The sequence below is a fragment of the Micromonospora sp. NPDC047527 genome (genome assembly GCF_040643015.1).
In the GTDB taxonomy this organism is placed as follows: domain Bacteria; phylum Actinomycetota; class Actinomycetes; order Mycobacteriales; family Micromonosporaceae; genus Micromonospora.
This window is the reverse complement of sequence record NZ_JBEYTK010000003.1, coordinates 269292-286471: the sequence shown is the minus strand read 5'-3', so window position 1 is coordinate 286471 and position 17180 is coordinate 269292. Positions and strand designations below refer to the sequence as shown.

Here is a 17180-nt window from a genome sequence, read left to right as displayed (position 1 = left end):
AGCCGTCGTGCGGAGCACGGGATTCTCCGTGCTCCGCCGGCACGGCTCCACACTCGCCCTGGCGGCCCTGTGGCTGGCGCTGGTGCTGGCCACCGCCCTGAAATCGTCGGCGTTCCTGTCCCACCAGACCGTCATCGCCGTCGCCTTCAACATGGCGTTCGTCGGCATCCTGGTCGTCGGCGTCAGCGTGGTCATGCTCAGCGGCGCCGAGTTCGACCTGTCCGTCGGCGTGACCGCGGTCGCGGCGGCGCTGATCGCCGCCCAACTGCTCACCGACGGCATGCCGTTCGTCGTGGTGCTGGCGGCGGTCCTGGTGTTCGGCACGCTGATCGGCGCGCTGAACGCGACCCTGATCGTGACGGTGAAGATCCACCCCATCGTCGCCACCCTCGGGACGATGTTCCTGGTCAGCGGAACCACCCGGCTGTTCATCGAGTTCGTGCCGATTCCGCGCAGCAGCTTCCTTCGCCAGCACATCTCGGGCGACGTGTTCGGCGTACCCCGGGTCTTCTGGATCATGATCGTGCTGCTCGTCGTCGCCTGGTTCGTCGTCGACCGGACCCGCCTCGGCCGACACATCGTCGCGGTCGGCGGCAACCAGCAGGCCGCCCTCGTCCGCGGGTTGCGACCCGGCCGGATCCAGGCCGGAGCGCTCGTGTTCTGCGGCCTGATCGCCGGCGTCGCCGGTCTGGTCCTCGCCTCCCAGGGCGACATCGTCCAGTCCACCCTGACGCCGGGGACCGAGTTCCGGGTGATCTCGATCCTGTTGCTGGGCGGCATGGCGCTCACCGGCGGTCGGGGCAACTTCGTCGGCGTCCTCGCCGCTCTGCTCCTGCTCAGCACGCTTCCCACCGCCATCGTCACCTGGGGGGTCTCCTCCAGTTGGCAGCCCGTCATCGAGGGCCTCGTGCTCGCCGTCGCGCTCGCCGTCAATTCCGTGAGGAGTGCGAGATGAGGACCACCCGTCCGGAGGCCGGATGGGCTCTCCTGCTGAAGCGTCCGTCCACCCCAAGCGTGCTGCTGTTCGTGATCGCCGTGGTCACCGCGGTGAGCGTCGCGCCCGATTTCCTGTCCCGCGCCAACGTCTCCAGCATGCTCGGCGACATGCTCGCCCCGGCGATCATCCTGCTCGCCGCGAGCCTGGCGATGACCGGTGGCGTGGCCGACCTGAGTGTGGGATCGGTGCTGGGCCTCGGCGCGGTCGTCTACGCCACCGTCTACACCAACTCGGGATCCTGGCAGATCGGGGTTCTGGCCGCCCTCGGTGTCGGCCTGCTGGCCGGTCTGGCCAACGGCAGCCTCGCGCTGATCTTCGGCGTCTGGCCGCTGATCGCCACGCTGGGCATGCTGGTCGCCGCCCGCGGCCTGGCGAAGGTGCTCAGCGACGGCAGCTCGGTGGCCGCGTACACCCCGGACCTCAGCACCATGCTCAAGACGACCATCGGCCCGCTGCCGGTAGCCATCCTGATCGTGCTGGGGCTCGCGCTCGCCAGCAGCGCGATGCTGCGCCGGTCCCGCTGGGGTAACCACCTGCGCGCATCCGGCGGCGACGAGGTCGTCGCCACCCGGGCGGGCATCCGGGCACCCCGGATCCAACTCGGCCTGTTCGTGCTGACCAGCACGGCCGCGGCGGTCGCCGGCTGCATCCAGGTGATGCGCACCGGCGCCTCGGCGATCACCCTCGGCGAGGGAACCGAGCTGTACGTCTACGGAGCGCTCCTGATTGCCGGCTTCCGGCTGGCCGGTGGCGGGCACGGAAGCCCGATGACGGCCTTCCTGAGCCTGCTCTCGCTGAGCATCGTGCTGAACATCTTCCGGCTGCGCGGGATGCCGCTGCCACTCGGCGACATCCTGCTCGGTCTCACGCTGCTGGGCGCGGTGTCGCTCGGTTGGATCCGCCAACGTATGGAGCGGCGCTCCCCGGAGCCCGAGCCCGAGCCCGAGGCGCAGCCGCGGGCCATGGCGGCTTGAGTCACCGCACACGTACGAGACGAACCACGAGAGAACAGGGACGACATGAACGACTATGCCCGCGGTCCGCTGTCCGGCTTACGCGTGATCGAAGCCGGGGTGTTGCTGGCTGGCCCGTTCTGCGGTCAGATCCTCGGTGACCTCGGCGCCGATGTGATCAAACTGGAGGAGCCGGGCAAGGGCGACCCGATGCGTGAGTGGGGGCGCGAGCGCCCGTACGGCAAGTCGCTCTGGTTCCCGGTGGTCGGGCGCAACAAGCGCTCGGTCACCCTCAACCTCCGGGTGCCCGAGGGGCAGGAGGTGCTACGCCGGTTGGTGGCCGACTCCGACGTCTTCGTCGAGAACTTCCGGCCCGGAACGCTGGAGCGGTGGGGTGTCGGCCCGGACGTCCTGTGGGAGATCAACCCACGGCTCGTGATCGTGCGCGTGTCGGCGTACGGCCAGTCCGGGCCGTACGCCGGGCGGGCCGGCTACGGGTCCATCGGCGAGGCGATGGGCGGCATCCGCTACACCACCGGCGACCCCGAGTCGCTGCCCAGCCGGGTAGGCATCAGCCTCGGCGACTCGCTCGCCGGCACCTTCGCGGCGGTCGGCGCGATGGGCGCGCTGCGGGTCGCCGAGGCGACCGGCCGGGGGCAGATCGTCGACAGCGCCATCTACGAGTCCGTGCTCGCGCTGATGGAGTCGCTGGTGCCGGAGTACGCGCTCGGCGGTTACATCCGCGAACGCACCGGGTCGATCCTGCCGAACATCGCGCCCAGCAACGTGTACGTCACGTCCGGCGGCGACATGGTGGTGATCGCGGCCAACCAGGACACCGTGTTCCGGCGGCTGGCCGAGGCCATGGTCCAGCCAGAGCTGGCAACCGACCCGCGCTTCGCCACCCACACCGAGCGCGGCCGTCACCAGCGCGAGCTTGACGAGCTGATCGCGGCGTGGACCGTCGGGTTCACCGCGGACGAGCTGCTGGAGTTGCTGCACGCCAACGGAGTGCCCGCCGGCCGGATCTTCACGGCGAAGGAGATGCTGTCCGACCCGCACTACCTCGCCCGTGAAGCGATCGTCCGCCTGGACCACCCCGACTTCGGCGAGTTCCCCATGCAGAACGTCGTGCCGAAGCTGACCGCGACGCCCGGCGGGGTGCGCGGCGTCGGGCCCGAGCTCGGCCAGCACACCGACGAGGTGCTCCGCGACATCGCCGGATTCGACGGCGAGGCGATCTCTCGCCTGCGTGCCGCCGGAGTCGTCTGACTTCCCGTACCCCCTCCCAGAGAAAGGAACCTTGATGAACAACTTCAAGAAGAACTCGATCACGGTCGACGCCGCCCAGCGGATCGTCGGCGCCGCGATCGCCAAGGCGGAGCAGATCGGGCTTCCGTGTGTCATCGCCGTCGTGGACGAGAGCGGCGTGCTGAAGGCGTTCGCCCGGATGGACGGCGCCGCGCTCCTGTCGGTGCAGGTCGCGCAGGACAAGGCGTACACGGCGGCGGGCTTCGGCATGCCGACCGACGGCTGGTACGACTTCATCAAGGACGACGGTCCGCTGGCCACGGGCGCGACCGCCGGCATCGACCGGCTGGTCGTCTTCGGCGGCGGCTTCCCGGTCACCGAGGACGGCGCGGTCATCGGTGGCATCGGCGTGAGCGGCGGGCACTACAGCCAGGACATGGAGGTCGCGCGCGCCGGTCTGGAGGCGGTGGCGTGATCCCAGCGTCCGGCGCCGCCGGACGCTGCGGCACGAGGTCGGGGACGTCCGGTCCCCGGCCTCGTGCCGGATCACTCGACGCCGGCCAACCAGGACTCGTAGTCCAGCGCGGCGGTCAGGTCCGGCCGGTCGCGGCCGCGCAGCGCGCGGGCGAGTGCCGACGCGGTACCGGCGCCGATCGTGGCCACCTGGGCGGCCAGCGCGGCACCGGCCTGCGGGTCGGTCGTCACCGACCCGACCATGCCCCGGTGCAGCGCCTCGTCGGCGGTCAGTGTGGCGCCGGTCCAGGCCATCTGCGCCAGCACCCCGGTGCCCACCACGCCGGCGAGCAGTTGCCCGACGCCGCCGGCCAGGAACGCGGCGGGCGAACCGACGGCGAAGCTCGCCGTGGGCGCCGCGACCCGCAGGTCCGCGGCGAGCGCCAGGCCGAGCCCGAGGCCGCGTACGGCGCCGGCCAGCTGGACGATGACCGGCCCGGGCGCGGCGTGCACCCGCAGCACGAGTTCGTGCAGTTGCCCGCGTACCACCGGCTGGGTCAGGTCGTCGGGTTCGTGGCACCAGGCATCGCCCTCGACGCGGATCAGCAGCGGCTGCCCCGGCGTGCGGGCGTGCCGCTTGAGGGCGTCGGCCAGGGTGGCGCGGGCGGCCGGGCCGAGTCGTTCGCCGGCACCGGGGTCGCCGGCCTCGTATACCTGCACCACGTGCCTCTCCTATCGGCCGGTGAAGTGGGCGGGACGCTTCTCCAGGAACGCGTCGATGCCCTCGATGTGGTCGTCGGTGGACAGCAGGGTCAGCAGCAGCGACCGCTCGTGCGCCAGGCCGGCGGTCAGGCCGATCTCCTCGGACGCGCGCAGCGCCTGCTTGCCCAGCCGGGTCGCGATCGGACTGCGGGCGGCCACCGAGCCGGCCAGCGCGATGCCGGCCTCGACCACCCGTTCGGCCGGCACGACCTGGTTGACCAGGCCCATCCGCTGCGCGGTCCAGGCGTCCACGAGGCCACCGCCGAGGACCAGCTCGGCGGCGCGGAACCGGCCGGCAACCCGGGCCCAGCGTTGGGTCCCGCCGGCGCCCGGGATGATGCCGAGATTGATCTCGGGCTGGCCGAGCACGGCCGAGTCGGCCGCGACGATGAGGTCACACGTCAGGGCGAGTTCGCATCCGCCGCCCAGGACGTAGCCGGCCACCGCGGCGACGGCCGGTTTACCGAAGCGGGCGAACCGATTCCAGCACTCCAGTCGTTCGGAGAGCAGGTAGTCGGCGGGCGACGTGCGGCGCAGTTCGCGGATGTCGGCGCCGGAGGCGAACAGTCGCGGGCCGCCGGTCAGCACCAGCGCGCGGACCTGCGGGTCGGCCTCTGCCTTGTCCATCGCGGCGGCGAGGCCGTGCAGGACATCGGTGCTGAGGGCGTTGCGCGCCTCGGGCCGATCGATCGTGGCGACCGCGACCACGCCGCTCACCGTGTAGCTGACGGGCTCCACGGATCACCTCCCTGTCATCTGGGCCAGCAGCAGAACATACTCGCCGGTATGTCGTCAAGAATTCGATGATCTGCGCACGTGACGTGCCCCTACAAGGGTGAAGAGCATCTGGGATGCTCTTGACATGATCGCCTGGAGTCCGTTTAGCATCTCGACATACTCGGCAGTATGGAGCGGGACGACCAGCCGAGCAGACCGCCGCACCGGTGGCGGCCGTCGAGCACCGCGGCGTTTCGGGGCGCGGAGACAGGCCGGGGCCGCACGACAGACTTGGGAGGCACCACGTGTCCGTGATCTGGGAGCCACGCCTGGACGACGAGGGCCGCCACTGGCGCGACCTCGCCCGGGACGTGGCGGCACGCGACTTCGTGCCGCTCGTCGAGGAGCTCGACCGCGAGCAGCGCTACCCGTGGGAGAGCGTGCGGGTGCTGGTGGAGCAGGGCCTCGCCGGACTTCTCGTCGACAAGGAGCACGGTGGGCAGGGCGCCTCGTTCGTGACCACCTGCGCGGTCATCGAGGAGGTCTCCAGGGCCTGCCCGTCCACCGGTGCGATCCTCACCGCGTACGCCCTCGGCGCCACTCCGCTGACGCTTGCCGGCACGGCCGAGCAGCGCGAGCGCTACCTGGGCGGGCTGGCGAAGGGCGCGGCGATCAGCTTCGCGCTGACCGAGGAGGGCGCCGGCAGCGACGCCGCCCGGATCCGCACCACGGCCGAGCGGGAGGGCGCGGGCTGGCGCATCCGCGGCGAGAAGATCTACATCGGCAACGGCGGCGCGTCGCAGTACTACGTGGTCTTCGCGCTGACCGACCCGCAGGCGGGCACCCGAGGCATCACCGCGTTCCTGGTGGACAAGGACGCCGACGGCGTCACCATCGACCGGTACGAGGACAAGATGGGCATCCGTGGGACGCTCACCAGCAACCTCAAACTGGACACCTGGGTGCCGGACAACGATCTGCTGGGCGACCTCAACCGTGGCATGCGGCTGGCCATGCAGACCCTCTCCGCCGGGCGGATCAGCGTCGCGGCGCAGTCCCTCGGTGTCGCGCTGGCCGGCTTCGACGTCGCGTCCCGGGAGGCGACCCGGCGGGAGACCTTCGGCCGGCCGATCATCGACAACCAGGGCATCTCGTTCCCCCTGGCGGACGTGGCCACCGGCATCACCGCCGCCCGGATGATCACCTTCGAGGCCGCCCGGGTGCACCAGGAGGGCGGCGACGTCAGCACCCTCGGCGCGATGGCCAAGCTGTACGCCAGCGAGGTCGCGCACCGGTCGGTGGACACGGCGGTGCAGGTGTTCGGCGGCGACGGCTTCTGCAAGCCGTGCCCCGCCGAGCGGCTCTACCGGGACCAGCGGATCCTGGAGATCTACGAGGGCACCTCCGAGATCCAGCGACTGGTGCTGGGCCGGGCGATCAAGGCGTCGGTGGCGGCGTGAGCGCGTCCTGGCGACTGACCGTCGACTGGCCGTCGTTCACCGACGCGCGGGTGTTCGACCTGGCACAGCAGATGTACACCGGCATCCCGCACCACCCGAACCACCCGCCGTACAGCTTCACCCTCACCAAGCGGCACGGCGAGGTGATGTATCCGGACGGCGTGTCGGCGGCGGCCGAGATGATCACCACGGGTGGGCACGTGGGCACCCACGTCGACGGCCTCGCGCACGTCTCCCGGCTCGGCAAGGTCTACGGCGGCGTGGACGTCACCGCCAACCAGTCCTACGCCGACGGCGTGCGGGACGTGTCCGTGCACGAACTGCCGCCGCTGTTGGCCCCGGGGCACCTGGTGGACGCGACAGTCGCGCTCGACCGGCCGCTGACCCCCGCCGACTCCGTCGGGGCGGACCTGTTCGAGAGCTGGTTCGCCAGCCGACCCCGGCCCCGCCCCGGCGATGTCGTGCTGGTGCGTACCGGCTGGGACGAGAAGTGGACCGACAACGCCGCCTACCTCGGCGTCAACACCGGCGCACCGGGCGTCGACCTCAGCGGGGCGCGCTGGCTCACCGACCACGGTGTGGTCGCGGCGGGGGCGGACACCATCGCGTTCGAGCACATGCCCAGCCCCGCCCTCGCGGTGCACTGCCACCTGCTGGTCGACAACGGCGTGCTGATCATGGAGGCGATGAACCTCGCGCCACTGGCCGTCGAGCGGGTCTGGGACTTCTTCTTCGTCGCCACCCCGCTGTCGATCCGGGGTGGCACCGGCTCGCCGATCCGCCCCCTCGCCATCGCACCGCAGGCCACCGAGTCGGAGCCCACCTGATGACCGCCGACGACAACGAGCCGGTCACCCGGCCCCCGGCGCCCGGCCGGCGCGACATCCTGGAGGCGGCGGCGACCGCCTTCACCCGTGGTGGCTACACCGCCACCACCATCGACGACATCGCCCGCGAGATGGGTGCCACCAAGGGTCGCGTCTACCACTACTACCGGGCCAAGGCTGACGTCTTCCTCGACATCGTCACCACCGGCATGCAGGAGCTGATCGACGGGGTGCAGCCCATCGCCGGCAACACCGGCCTGGACCCCGCCACCCGGCTCTGGCGGATGGCGCACCACCACGCCGGGCTGATGATGACCCGCAACTCGTTCCAGCGGGTCGCCATGCGCGCCGTCGAGATGCGCCGGCTCGGCGAGGCGCCCGCCCAGCAGCAGGCCCTGGAGACCGTGGTCGCCATGCGTGACCGCTACGAGCAGCTCTTCGCCGACGTCATCGACGAGGGCCGGCAGGCCGGGGTGTTCCGCGACGTCGACAGCCGGCTGGCCACCAAGCCCCTGCTCGGCGCCCTCAACTGGATCAGCCTCTGGTACGACCCGCAACGCGGTGACTACAACACCCGCCAACGCGTCGCGGACGAGTACGCCGACTTCATCCTCGGCGGACTGCGAAGGAGCCCGCGATGACCACGCCGTTCTCAGAGCGCTACTGGCACGAGGCCGAGACGTGGCCCCGCGAGCGACTCGCCGCGTACCAGCTCACCCAGCTACGGACACAACTGTCCTATGTGTACGCGAACAGCGACTTCTACCGGGCCAGGTGGGACAGCCTCGGCTTCCACCCCGGCGACGTGCGTGAGCTGTCCGACCTGCGCCGTCTGCCGCTGGTGGGCAAGGCCGACTACGTGGCCGACCTGGCCGCCAACCCGCCGTGGGGCAGCGCCGTCGCGGCGCCCGTCGCGGACCGCCGCCGGGTGCACTTCTCCTCCGGCACCACGTCCAGCCCCACCCCGGTGCTGTGGAGCGCGTACGACCTGGACCGCTGGGCCGACCTGTACGCCCGGTCGGCGTACAGCCAGGGCGTCCGGGACACCGACGTGTACCAGTGCCTGTTCAGCTTCGCGTGGTTCGTCGGCGGGCTCGGCGTGACGGCGGGCTACCAGCGGATCGGCGTGACGCTGCTGCCTGGCGGCTCCAGCGACACCCAGCGCCAGATCGACACGATCTTCCGGTACGGGACGACAGCCGTCGGCGGCACGCCGTCGTTCATGCTGCACCTCGCCGAGACCGCCGAGCGCGCCGGAACCCCGCTGTGCGACTCGCCGGTCCGACGGATCCAGGTCGGCGGCGAGCCGGGCGCCGGGGTGCCGGCCACCCGCGCGTACATCGAGCAGCGCTGGGGCGCGAAGTGCTTCGACGGCTACGGCAGCCTGGAGTTCCAGCCGATCGCCTGGGAGTGCGAGGAGCAGGCCGGCGGCCATCTGGCAGAGGATTTCGCGTACGCAGAGGTGCTCGACCCGCAGACGCACGAACCGGTGCCCGACGGCACCCCCGGCCTGCTGGTGCTCACCCACCTGGACAAGCGGGCGAGCCCGCTGGTCCGTTGGGCGACCGGCGACATCGTGGTCCGGGACAGCACCGCGTGCCCGTGCGGGCGCACCCTCGCCCGACTGCCCGGCGGCGTCGTCGGCCGCGCGGACGACATGCTCGTCGTGCGCGGGGTGAACCTGTTCCCGTCCGCCGTCGAGCAGGTGGTTCGCGGCACCCCCGGCGCCGCTGGCGAATACCTGATCGTGCTGGACGACGACGTCACCGACCCGGTGACCGGCTACCTCACCGGCATCAAGGTGCGCGTCGAGGTGACCGGCGACAGCCCGGACCTCGCCGGGGAGCTGGCGCACGCCCTCCGCGCCGCGCTGACCGTGCGCGCCGTCGTGGAGACCGTCCCGGAGGGGACGCTGCCCCGCAGCACCCACAAGAGCAAGCGCGTCGTCCGCGCCGACTGAGAGGTTCCGTCCATGGGTAGGGAAGCATTTCTGGTCGGTGCCGTGCGTACGCCGCACGGCCGGTACGGCGGTTCGCTGCGCGACGTGCGGGTGGTGCGGCTGGGCGGGTTGGCCGGCGCCGCCGCGCTGGAGCGGGCCGGTGTCGCCGCGGACGCGGTGGACGAGACGGTGGTGTCCAACTGCCGCCAGGCGGGCAACGGCCCCAACCCGGGCCGGCAGATCTCGCTCGCAGCCGGCGTTCCGGTGCCCGTGCCGGCGCAGACCATCAACATGGCCTGCGCCTCCGGGCTCAAGGCGATCCAACTCGCCCACCAGTCGGTGCTGACCGGCGAGGCCGACGTGGCGTTGACGGTGGCCGCGGAGAGCATGAGCACGATGCCGTACATCGCCCCGTACCACCTGCGCTGGGAGGGCGTACGGCGCGGCGACATCCTGTTGCAGGACGGTTGGCGCGACGGCGGCACCGACCCGATCTGCGGGATGAACATGGGCGAGACCGCCGAGAAGGTGGCCCGCGAGTTCGGCATCTCCCGCGCCGACCAGGACGCCTGGTCGGCGCGCAGCCACCAGCGGCTGGTCCGGGCCTGGGAGTCCGGCACGATGGCCGACGAGGTGGTGGCGCTCGCGGAGTTGGAGCGCGACGAGACGGTCCGCGCCGACAGCACCCCGGAGCGGCTGGCCCGGCTCACGCCGTCCTTCACCGACGGTGGCACGGTCACGGCGGGCAACGCCAGCCAGATGGCCGACGGCGCCGCCGCGGTCGTGGTGGCCAGCGGCGACGCGGTGCGGCGGCACGGGCTGACGCCGCTGGGCCGGATCGTCGGCTTCGCGGCAGTCGGCGTGGACCCCACGATGATGGGCATCGGACCCACGGCGGCGATCCCGCTGGCCCTCAAGCGCGCCGGGCTGACCGTCGGCGACGTCGACCTGTTCGAGATCAACGAGGCGTTCGCGGCGCAGATCGTGCAGAACGTACGGGCGCTGGGCCTGGACGAGGAGCGGGTGAACGTCAACGGCGGGGGGATCGCCCTCGGCCACCCCACCGGCCAGAGCGGCACCCGGCTGGTCGTCTCGCTGCTGCACGAACTCGCCCGCCGCGACGGCCGGTACGGCGTGGCGAGCCTCTGCGTCGGCGGCGGGCAGGGCATCGCCGCGGTGATCGAGCGGGTGACCCGGTGATCGCCGTCGCCGTCGTCGTCGGCCTCGGCCCGATGGGCCGGGGCATCGCGCAGGTCCTCGCCGGGGCCGGCCACACCGTACGGGTCGTGGACGCCACCGCCGAGTTGGGCCACACCGGTCTGGAGCGGATCCGCGCCGACGGCGGCACCGGCGACATCACGGCCGCCTCCGACGTCGAGGCGGCGCTCGTGGACGCCGACGTGCTGATCGAGGCGATCGTCGAGAACATGGACGCGAAGCGCGACCTGCTCGCCCGCGTCGCCGCCGCCGGTGGACCGGACCTGCTCGTCGCGTCCAACACCTCGTCGCTGAGTGTCAACGAGATGGGCCGGGCGTTCGGCGCGCCGGAGCGCCTGATCGGGCTGCACTTCTTCAACCCGCCCACCAGGATGCGCCTGGTCGAGGTGATCGTCGGCGCGGCCACCAGCGACGCCACCGTCAAGCGATCGATGTCCCTGGTGGAGTCCCTGGGCAAGACCGCCGTGCTCTGCCGGGACTCGCCGAACTTCATCGTCAACCGGGTCTGCCGGCCGCTGTACTACGAGGCGCAACTCCTCGCCGCGCAGGGTGTCGAGCCGGCCGTGGTGGACGCGGCCGCCCGAGGCGGGCTCGGCCACCCGATGGGGCCGCTGCAACTGCTCGACTTCACTGGCCTGCACACCCACCTGGCGTCCTCGGAGACCGCGCTGCGCGAGTTCGGCGACCCGCGTTACCGGCCCATCCCCCAGGTCCGTGGCCTGGTCCGCGGTGGCATGACCGGCAAGGCCGCCGGGCGCGGCTTCTACGACTACGCCACCGAGTCGCCCCGGGACGCCAACTCCCGCGTGGTGCGGCGGCCGGGACCGGCCGGCGAATCGACGGTACGGGTGGTCAGCTGCGGCGCGCCCACCCCCGCGCTGGTGGCCGAGCTGGGCCGGCTGGCGGAGCGGGGGAACGTGGTGCTGGACAGCTCCGACGGCGGCTGGCTGCCGGTGCTGCCCGACGGCGTCGGTTGGGTCCGGCTGCACCAGCGCACCGACGGCGCCGCGTTCGCGGAGGTCGTCGAGGACACCACCGCCCGGGTCGCCGTACCCGGGTTCGTCGACGAGTTGCTGGACCACCTCCAGGCGCCCTCGGTCCGGGTGCCGGCGCTGCCCGGCCTGATCGTCGACCGGCTCGCCTACTGCATGGTCAACGAGGCGGTCACGGTCGTCGAGGAGGGCACCGCGACCGCCGACGACGTCGACGTCGCGCTACGGCTGGCGATGAACCACCCGCGCGGGCCGTTCGAGACCCTCGGTTCGGCCGGCGCGGTGGCGGTGCACCAGGCCCTGCTGTCGATGACCGGGGCGTTCGGCGACCCGCGCTACCGGCCGGCGCAGATGCTGCGCCGTCGCGCGCTCGGCGAGGCGAGGGCCACCCGATGACCGCGACCCGAACCGCCGACGCGACAGTGCTGCGCGAGGGCGCCCTCGCCGGCCACCACGCGGTCGTCACCGGTGCCGGCAGCGGCATCGGCCGGGCGGTCGCCGTCCGCCTGGTCGAGTTGGGGGCCGGCGTCACCGGGCTCGGCCGGCACGCCGACACGCTCGCCGGCACCGCCGCGCTGGCCACCGGCGACGGCCACTACGAGTACGCCGTCTGCGACGTCCGCGACCACGACCGGGCCGCCGCCACGCTCGCCGAGGTGGGCGGGCGGCGGGGCATCGACCTGCTGGTGAACAACGCTGGAGGGCAGTTCTTCGCGCCCGCGACCCAGATCTCGGCGGGCGGCTGGGCGGCGGTCCTCGACCTCAACCTGACCAGCGTCTTCCACCTGACCCGGGCCGCGTACCCGTACCTGAAGCGGGCCGGCGGCAGCGTCGTCAACCTGTCGCTGTCCGGGGTGGAGCGCGGCGGGCAGGGCATGGCGCATTCCATCGCGGCCCGCGCCGGGGTGCTCGGGCTGACCCGCACCCTGGCTCTGGAGTGGGCCGTCGACGGGATCCGGCTCAACTGCCTCGGGCCGGGCACGGTCCTCACCGCCGCGCTCGACGACGAGGGGTCGCGGCACGTCCTGGACAACCTGGTGGACCGGGGCACCCCGCTGCGCCGACCCACCCGCGCCGACGAGGTGGCCGAACTGGTGGCGTTCCTGGCCAGCCCTGCCGCCGCCATGATGACCGGCCAGCTCATCCAGATCGACGGCGGCGCGCACCTCGGCGCCGGCCTGCACATGCTGCCGGAGGCGTACCGGTGAAGGGCCGCACCCTCGCCGCCGCCGTGGCCGAGTACGTCCGCCCCGGCCAGCGGGTCTACCTGGGCAACTTCGGCGCGCAACTGTTCAGCGTGGGCCACGAGATGATCCGTCAGCGGGCACACGACGTGCACGCGGTGATCGCCTCCGGTGGGCTGCTGATGGACCAGTTGCTCGGCGCGGGCGTGTTGCGCTCGGCCACCTATGGCCACTGCTGGAGCCCGGTCGGCCCGGCGCCGGCCTGGAACTTCCGGCGCGCCGCGCAGGCCGGTGACACCACCGTCGAGCTGCACGAGCTGAGCCTCGGGCTGCTCACCGCCGCCCTCACGGCCGGCGCCTGGCGGGTGCCGTTCATGCCGGTGCCGGACGTGCCGGGCACCGGCTACCTCGACGAGGACTGGAGCGGTGGCCGGCTGTCCGCCGTGGAGTCCGAGTTCGGATCGGCCCGGGTGGTACGCGCCGAGCGGCCGGACGTCGCGTTCGTGCACGTGGACCTGGCCGACTCGGACGGCAACGGGGTGCTCCGCGGCCCGCTGGGCGAGGTGCTCGTCGCCGCCCAGGCGGCCCGGCGGACCGTGCTCGTCGCCGAGCAGGTCACCGACGCCGAGACGGTACGCGCCGCCGGGATCAGCATCCCCGGCCTGCTCGTCGACGCGCTCGTCGAGTCACCCGGCGCGGTCCACCCGGACGGGGCGGCCGGCCGCTACCCGCGCGACGTCGAGGCGTACGAGCGGTACTCACGCCGGTCGGCCACGGTGGAGGGTTTCGGACAGTGGCTGACCGAGGAGGTGTTCACCCCGTGACGACGGTGGATTTCCTGGCCCGGGCGGCACGCGAGTTCCGACGCGGCGGCTGGGTGTTCACCGGCTTCCACTGGCCGGTGCTCGCCGGGCAGTGCGCGTACGCGCTCGACGGCGAACCGTTCACCCAGGTCTTCGAGGCGGGGGCCAGCGTCCACCTGCCCGGCGCGGACGTGCCGACCAGCACCACCGACTACCCGGCGTACGCCAACGGGTTCGGCTGGCTGGGCAGCACGGCGGACGTGCTGCTGGCGATGGGCCCCCGGTTCGACCGGGTGGTGCTCGACGCCAGCAACGTCGACCTGCGCGGCCGGATCAACTCGTCCTACGTGGGGCCACGGGAGCGACCCACGGTGCGACTGCCGGGCGGCGGCGGGGCCGCCGACATCGCGGCGGTCGCGCGGGAACTCGTGCTGCTGCACGGCGCGCGGGACCTGCGCCGGATCGTGCGGGCCGTCGAGCACGTGACCGCCGCGCCCGCACCGGACGCGCTGGTCCGGCTGCACACCCGGTGGGGCGTCGTCCGGCTCGGCGCCGACCCCCGGCTCGAAGAGATCACCGCGGACGGCGCGGCGTTCCGCGCCCACCTGGCCGGGCTCGGCGTGCCCACGGACGGCGCGGTGACCCGCACGGCCGTCACCGCCGACGAGCGCGCCGCGGCCACCGATGTGCTGCGCAGGGCCGCCGAGCGCGGCTACTCAGTGGCGAAGGAGACGGACAACCGATGACTGGCAACGATCTGGGTGAGCTGCGCCGGCAGGTGCGTGAGCTGGTGCGGGCGTGGCACGACGACGGCCGGTTCAGCGCCGTCTGCGACGCGTGGCTGCGGTCGTACGACGCCGACTTCAGCCGGGATCTGGCGGCCCGGGGCTGGATCGGCATCACCTGGCCGCGCGAGTATGGCGGGCAGGCCCGCTCGAACCGGGACCGGCTGGTGGTCACCGAGGAGCTGCTGCGGGCCGGCGCCCCGGTCGCCGCGCACTGGATCGCGGACCGGCAGATCGGCCCGGCCATCCTGCGGTACGGCTCGCCCGCGCTGCGCAGCCGGTACCTGCCGGGGATCGCCGGCGGTGAGGTGACGTTCTGCCTCGGCATGAGCGAGACCGAATCCGGCAGCGACCTCGCCTCGGTACGCACCACCGCCCGCCCGGACGGCGAGGGCTGGCGGCTCACCGGCGGCAAGATCTGGACCAGCCACGCGCACCGCGCGACGCACGCGTACGTGTTGTGCCGCACCGACACCGACGCCGGTAAGCACGACGGTCTGAGCGAGCTGATCGTGGACATGGCGGCGGCCGGTGTCACCGTCCGGCCGATCATCGACCTGCGCGGCGAGCACCACTTCAACGAGGTCGTCTTCGACGACGTGTACGTGCCCGGCGACCACGTGCTGGGCACGGTCGGCAACGGCTGGAAGCAGGTCACCGAGCAGCTCTCCTTCGAGCGCGGCGGGATGGAACGGGTGCTCAGCACGTACCCGCTGCTGGCCGCCACGATCGACGCCTGCGCCACCCGGCGGGGCGCGGACGTCGCACTGGGCGAGGCGCTCGCCCGGCTGGCCGGGCTGCGCGGGCTGGTCTGGCGCATCGCCGGTGACCTCGACGCCGGGCAGGCTCCGGTGCACGCCGCCGCGGTGCTCAAGGACCTGGGCACCGAGTTCGAACGGGAGGTCAACGAGATCGCCCGCACGGTCCTCGACGCGGAGCCCGACCCCGACGGCGACGGCCCGGCCGGGCTGCTCGCCCAGGGGCTGCTGGCCGCGCCCGGCTTCTCGATTCGTGGCGGCACCACCGAGGTGCTGCGCACCATCATCGCCAAGAGCGTCGCGCGGCCCGCGAGCCGTGACGGTGACGACCTGCGTGAGCTGGCCGACGACGTGCTGGGCGGGCACGGTGGTGACCCGGACGGCGTGCCCGCGCTCTGGTCGACCGTGCGCGAGCTGGGCTGGGCGGGCGTCTCCGTGCCGGAGGCGGCCGGCGGCTCGGGTGGCACGCTCACCGACCTGGCGGCGCTCGCGCAGGGCCTGGGACGCAACGCCGTCTCCCTGCCCCTGGCCGAGACCGCGCTGGCCGGACGGCAGCTCGCCGCGGCCGGTCGCGGCCTCCCGGATGGCGTCGCCACCGTGGTCGTCGGCGCCGGGCTCGACCTGGCCGGCGGCCGGCTGCGCGGAACCGCGACCCGAGTGTCGTGGGCCAGCCAGGCACGAACCCTGGTGGTGTACGCGCAGGACGACGCGTTCGCCGTTCCCGCCGACCACCCCGGGGTCCGCGTCACACCCGGCCGGAACCTGGCCGCCGAGCCCCGCGACGATGTCGAGTTCGACGTGGTGGTCACCGACGACATGCGACTGACCGGGGCGGCGCCGGCACGGACGGTCCGCGCGGAGGCGGCGCTGCTGACGGCGGCGGCGCTCGTCGGCGCGCTGGAGGCGGCCGTGGAGCACACCCGGCAGCACGTGACGACCCGGGAGCAGTTCGGCCGTCCGCTGCTGGCGTTCCAGGCCGTCGGGCAGACCCTGGCGCAGATGACGTCACACACCATGCTGGCCCGCACCGCGCTGACGGCAGCCCTCGCCGACCCGGACCCGCTGAACGTGGCCACCGCCCGGGTTCTCGCCGGCCGGGCCGCCACGATCGTGGCGCGGGGCGCGCACCAACTGCACGGGGCCATGGGCGTCACCCGCGAGCACCCGCTGCACCTGTCCACCCGCCGACTCTGGTCCTGGCGTGACGAGAATGGCACCCAACAGTCGTGGGCCGAGACGCTCGGGGCGGCGCTGGTGCCGCTCGGCAGCGCGGGCGTCTGGTCCTGGCTCACCACTCAGGAGGTTTCGTCGTGAGCAAGGTTGACCTGCACAACGCGGACGGACGTTGGACGCTCACGCTGAACGATCCGGACCGGCGCAACGCCATCGACACCGAGATGCGTGACGCGCTGCGCGACGCGGTGACCGAGGTGGCCGCCGATCGGCATGCTCGCACGCTGGTCATCACCGGTGCGGGGACGGCGTTCTGCTCCGGCGCCGACCTGCCCGCCATGTTCGGCGAGGCGGGCCGGTCGGTGCAGGAGATCCGTGCCGACCTGCACCGCATCTACGACAGCTTCCTGCGGGTCCGAGAGCTGCCGATCCCCACCATCGCGGCGGTGCAGGGGCCGGCGGTCGGCGCCGGCCTGAACCTGGCGATGGCCTGCGACACCCGCATCGTCGGCCCGAAGGCGAAGTTGGTCGCGTCGTTCACGAAGATCGGCCTGCACCCCGGCGGCGGCTGCACCTGGTTCCTCACCAGGGCACTCGGCCCGGAACGGGCCCTGCAGATGCTGCTCGACGGCGGCGCCGTGGACGGCACCGAGGCGGTACGGATCGGGCTCGCCGCGACCCTCGCCGACGACCCGGTCGCGGCCGCGCACGAGCGCGCGGAGCGCTGGGCCGCGCTCGACCCGGCGCTGGCCCGCGACATCAAGACGTCGGTACGCACCGCCGACCGGTCCGACTTCGCGGCCAGCCTGGAGTTCGAGGCGTGGGCACAGGCGTCCTCGGCGACCGGCCCGGCGATCCAGGAGGCGGTCGCGAAGTTCCGCCGCTGACCACGAGGGGGCGGGCTCGGT

General features: G+C 72.9%; 17 protein-coding genes. 15 read left to right on the top strand and 2 right to left on the bottom strand.

Translation table 11 applies throughout. The features are described from left to right. Nucleotides 1–7: 7 nt before the first annotated feature. The 4 genes from ABZ808_RS14360 to ABZ808_RS14345 are packed head-to-tail and all read left to right on the top strand — an operon-like array spanning nt 8 to nt 3676. Nucleotides 8–955 (top strand): ABC transporter permease, encoded by a 948-nt coding sequence (locus ABZ808_RS14360; protein ID WP_357005528.1) that lies wholly within the window; start codon nt 8–10, stop codon nt 953–955. Further along, nucleotides 952–1971 carry an ABC transporter permease gene (locus ABZ808_RS14355; RefSeq protein ID WP_357005526.1) on the top strand — a complete coding sequence of 340 codons (1020 nt, stop codon included), beginning with the start codon at nt 952–954 and terminating at the stop codon, nt 1969–1971. Before ABZ808_RS14360 ends, ABZ808_RS14355 begins: the two co-directional genes overlap by 4 nt. Nucleotides 1972–2016: 45 nt before the next feature. After that, a complete protein-coding gene (locus ABZ808_RS14350; protein WP_357005523.1) occupies nt 2017–3222 on the top strand; it encodes a CaiB/BaiF CoA-transferase family protein in 1206 nt (401 codons plus the stop codon). 34 nt (nt 3223–3256) lie between these two features. Beyond that, complete coding sequence (locus ABZ808_RS14345; RefSeq protein ID WP_357005521.1) at nt 3257–3676, top strand: heme-binding protein; 420 nt, start codon at nt 3257–3259, stop codon at nt 3674–3676. Nucleotides 3677–3747: 71 nt separating this feature from the next. On the opposite strand, the gene ABZ808_RS14340 is transcribed toward ABZ808_RS14345, so the two are convergent. Then, nucleotides 3748–4377, bottom strand: a complete 630-nt coding sequence (locus ABZ808_RS14340; protein ID WP_357005518.1) for an enoyl-CoA hydratase-related protein — start codon at nt 4375–4377, stop codon at nt 3748–3750. A gap of 9 nt (nt 4378–4386) precedes the next feature. After that, complete coding sequence (locus tag ABZ808_RS14335; protein ID WP_357005516.1) at nt 4387–5154, bottom strand: enoyl-CoA hydratase-related protein; 768 nt, start codon at nt 5152–5154, stop codon at nt 4387–4389. A 284-nt stretch (nt 5155–5438) separates the two neighbouring features. Here ABZ808_RS14335 and ABZ808_RS14330 point away from each other — a divergent pair, with 284 nt between their 5' ends. The 11 genes from ABZ808_RS14330 to ABZ808_RS14280 are packed head-to-tail and all read left to right on the top strand — an operon-like array spanning nt 5439 to nt 17159. Next, the gene (locus ABZ808_RS14330) at nt 5439–6593 is read left to right on the top strand and encodes an acyl-CoA dehydrogenase family protein (RefSeq protein WP_357005513.1); all 1155 of its coding nucleotides are present in this window, start codon (nt 5439–5441) and stop codon (nt 6591–6593) included. Then, nucleotides 6590–7420: a cyclase family protein gene (locus ABZ808_RS14325; protein WP_357005511.1), complete on the top strand. Its 831-nt coding sequence runs from the start codon at nt 6590–6592 to the stop codon at nt 7418–7420. The genes ABZ808_RS14330 and ABZ808_RS14325 overlap by 4 nt, the downstream gene beginning before the upstream one ends. Beyond that, nucleotides 7420–8061, top strand: coding sequence for a TetR/AcrR family transcriptional regulator (locus ABZ808_RS14320; protein WP_357005508.1), 642 nt, complete (start codon nt 7420–7422; stop codon nt 8059–8061). Before ABZ808_RS14325 ends, ABZ808_RS14320 begins: the two co-directional genes overlap by 1 nt. Continuing rightward, nucleotides 8058–9380 (top strand): AMP-binding protein, encoded by a 1323-nt coding sequence (locus tag ABZ808_RS14315; protein WP_357005505.1) that lies wholly within the window; start codon nt 8058–8060, stop codon nt 9378–9380. Before ABZ808_RS14320 ends, ABZ808_RS14315 begins: the two co-directional genes overlap by 4 nt. Nucleotides 9381–9392: 12 nt before the next feature. Continuing rightward, nucleotides 9393–10559 (top strand): thiolase family protein, encoded by a 1167-nt coding sequence (locus tag ABZ808_RS14310; protein WP_357005502.1) that lies wholly within the window; start codon nt 9393–9395, stop codon nt 10557–10559. After that, nucleotides 10556–11965: a 3-hydroxyacyl-CoA dehydrogenase NAD-binding domain-containing protein gene (locus ABZ808_RS14305; protein WP_357005499.1), complete on the top strand. Its 1410-nt coding sequence runs from the start codon at nt 10556–10558 to the stop codon at nt 11963–11965. Before ABZ808_RS14310 ends, ABZ808_RS14305 begins: the two co-directional genes overlap by 4 nt. Then, the gene (locus ABZ808_RS14300; protein WP_357005496.1) at nt 11962–12777 is read left to right on the top strand and encodes an SDR family oxidoreductase; all 816 of its coding nucleotides are present in this window, start codon (nt 11962–11964) and stop codon (nt 12775–12777) included. The genes ABZ808_RS14305 and ABZ808_RS14300 overlap by 4 nt, the downstream gene beginning before the upstream one ends. Further along, a complete protein-coding gene (locus ABZ808_RS14295; protein ID WP_357005493.1) occupies nt 12774–13577 on the top strand; it encodes a CoA-transferase in 804 nt (267 codons plus the stop codon). The genes ABZ808_RS14300 and ABZ808_RS14295 overlap by 4 nt, the downstream gene beginning before the upstream one ends. After that, nucleotides 13574–14302 carry a co-chaperone HscB gene (locus ABZ808_RS14290; protein ID WP_357005490.1) on the top strand — a complete coding sequence of 243 codons (729 nt, stop codon included), beginning with the start codon at nt 13574–13576 and terminating at the stop codon, nt 14300–14302. Before ABZ808_RS14295 ends, ABZ808_RS14290 begins: the two co-directional genes overlap by 4 nt. Then, on the top strand, nt 14299–16413 hold the full coding sequence (locus tag ABZ808_RS14285) for an acyl-CoA dehydrogenase family protein (protein WP_357005486.1): 2115 nt from the start codon (nt 14299–14301) through the stop codon (nt 16411–16413). Before ABZ808_RS14290 ends, ABZ808_RS14285 begins: the two co-directional genes overlap by 4 nt. Next, nucleotides 16410–17159 (top strand): enoyl-CoA hydratase, encoded by a 750-nt coding sequence (locus ABZ808_RS14280; protein WP_357005483.1) that lies wholly within the window; start codon nt 16410–16412, stop codon nt 17157–17159. The genes ABZ808_RS14285 and ABZ808_RS14280 overlap by 4 nt, the downstream gene beginning before the upstream one ends. Nucleotides 17160–17180: the final 21 nt, after the last annotated feature.

Coding starts and splice junctions, on each gene's coding strand:
- ABZ808_RS14285 (WP_357005486.1), top strand. CDS start 14,299: ATGACTGGCAACGATCTGGGTGAGCTGCGCCGGCAGGTGCGTGAGCTG.
- ABZ808_RS14320 (WP_357005508.1), top strand. CDS start 7,420: ATGACCGCCGACGACAACGAGCCGGTCACCCGGCCCCCGGCGCCCGGC.
- ABZ808_RS14300 (WP_357005496.1), top strand. CDS start 11,962: ATGACCGCGACCCGAACCGCCGACGCGACAGTGCTGCGCGAGGGCGCC.
- ABZ808_RS14315 (WP_357005505.1), top strand. CDS start 8,058: ATGACCACGCCGTTCTCAGAGCGCTACTGGCACGAGGCCGAGACGTGG.
- ABZ808_RS14345 (WP_357005521.1), top strand. CDS start 3,257: ATGAACAACTTCAAGAAGAACTCGATCACGGTCGACGCCGCCCAGCGG.
- ABZ808_RS14350 (WP_357005523.1), top strand. CDS start 2,017: ATGAACGACTATGCCCGCGGTCCGCTGTCCGGCTTACGCGTGATCGAA.
- ABZ808_RS14310 (WP_357005502.1), top strand. CDS start 9,393: ATGGGTAGGGAAGCATTTCTGGTCGGTGCCGTGCGTACGCCGCACGGC.
- ABZ808_RS14355 (WP_357005526.1), top strand. CDS start 952: ATGAGGACCACCCGTCCGGAGGCCGGATGGGCTCTCCTGCTGAAGCGT.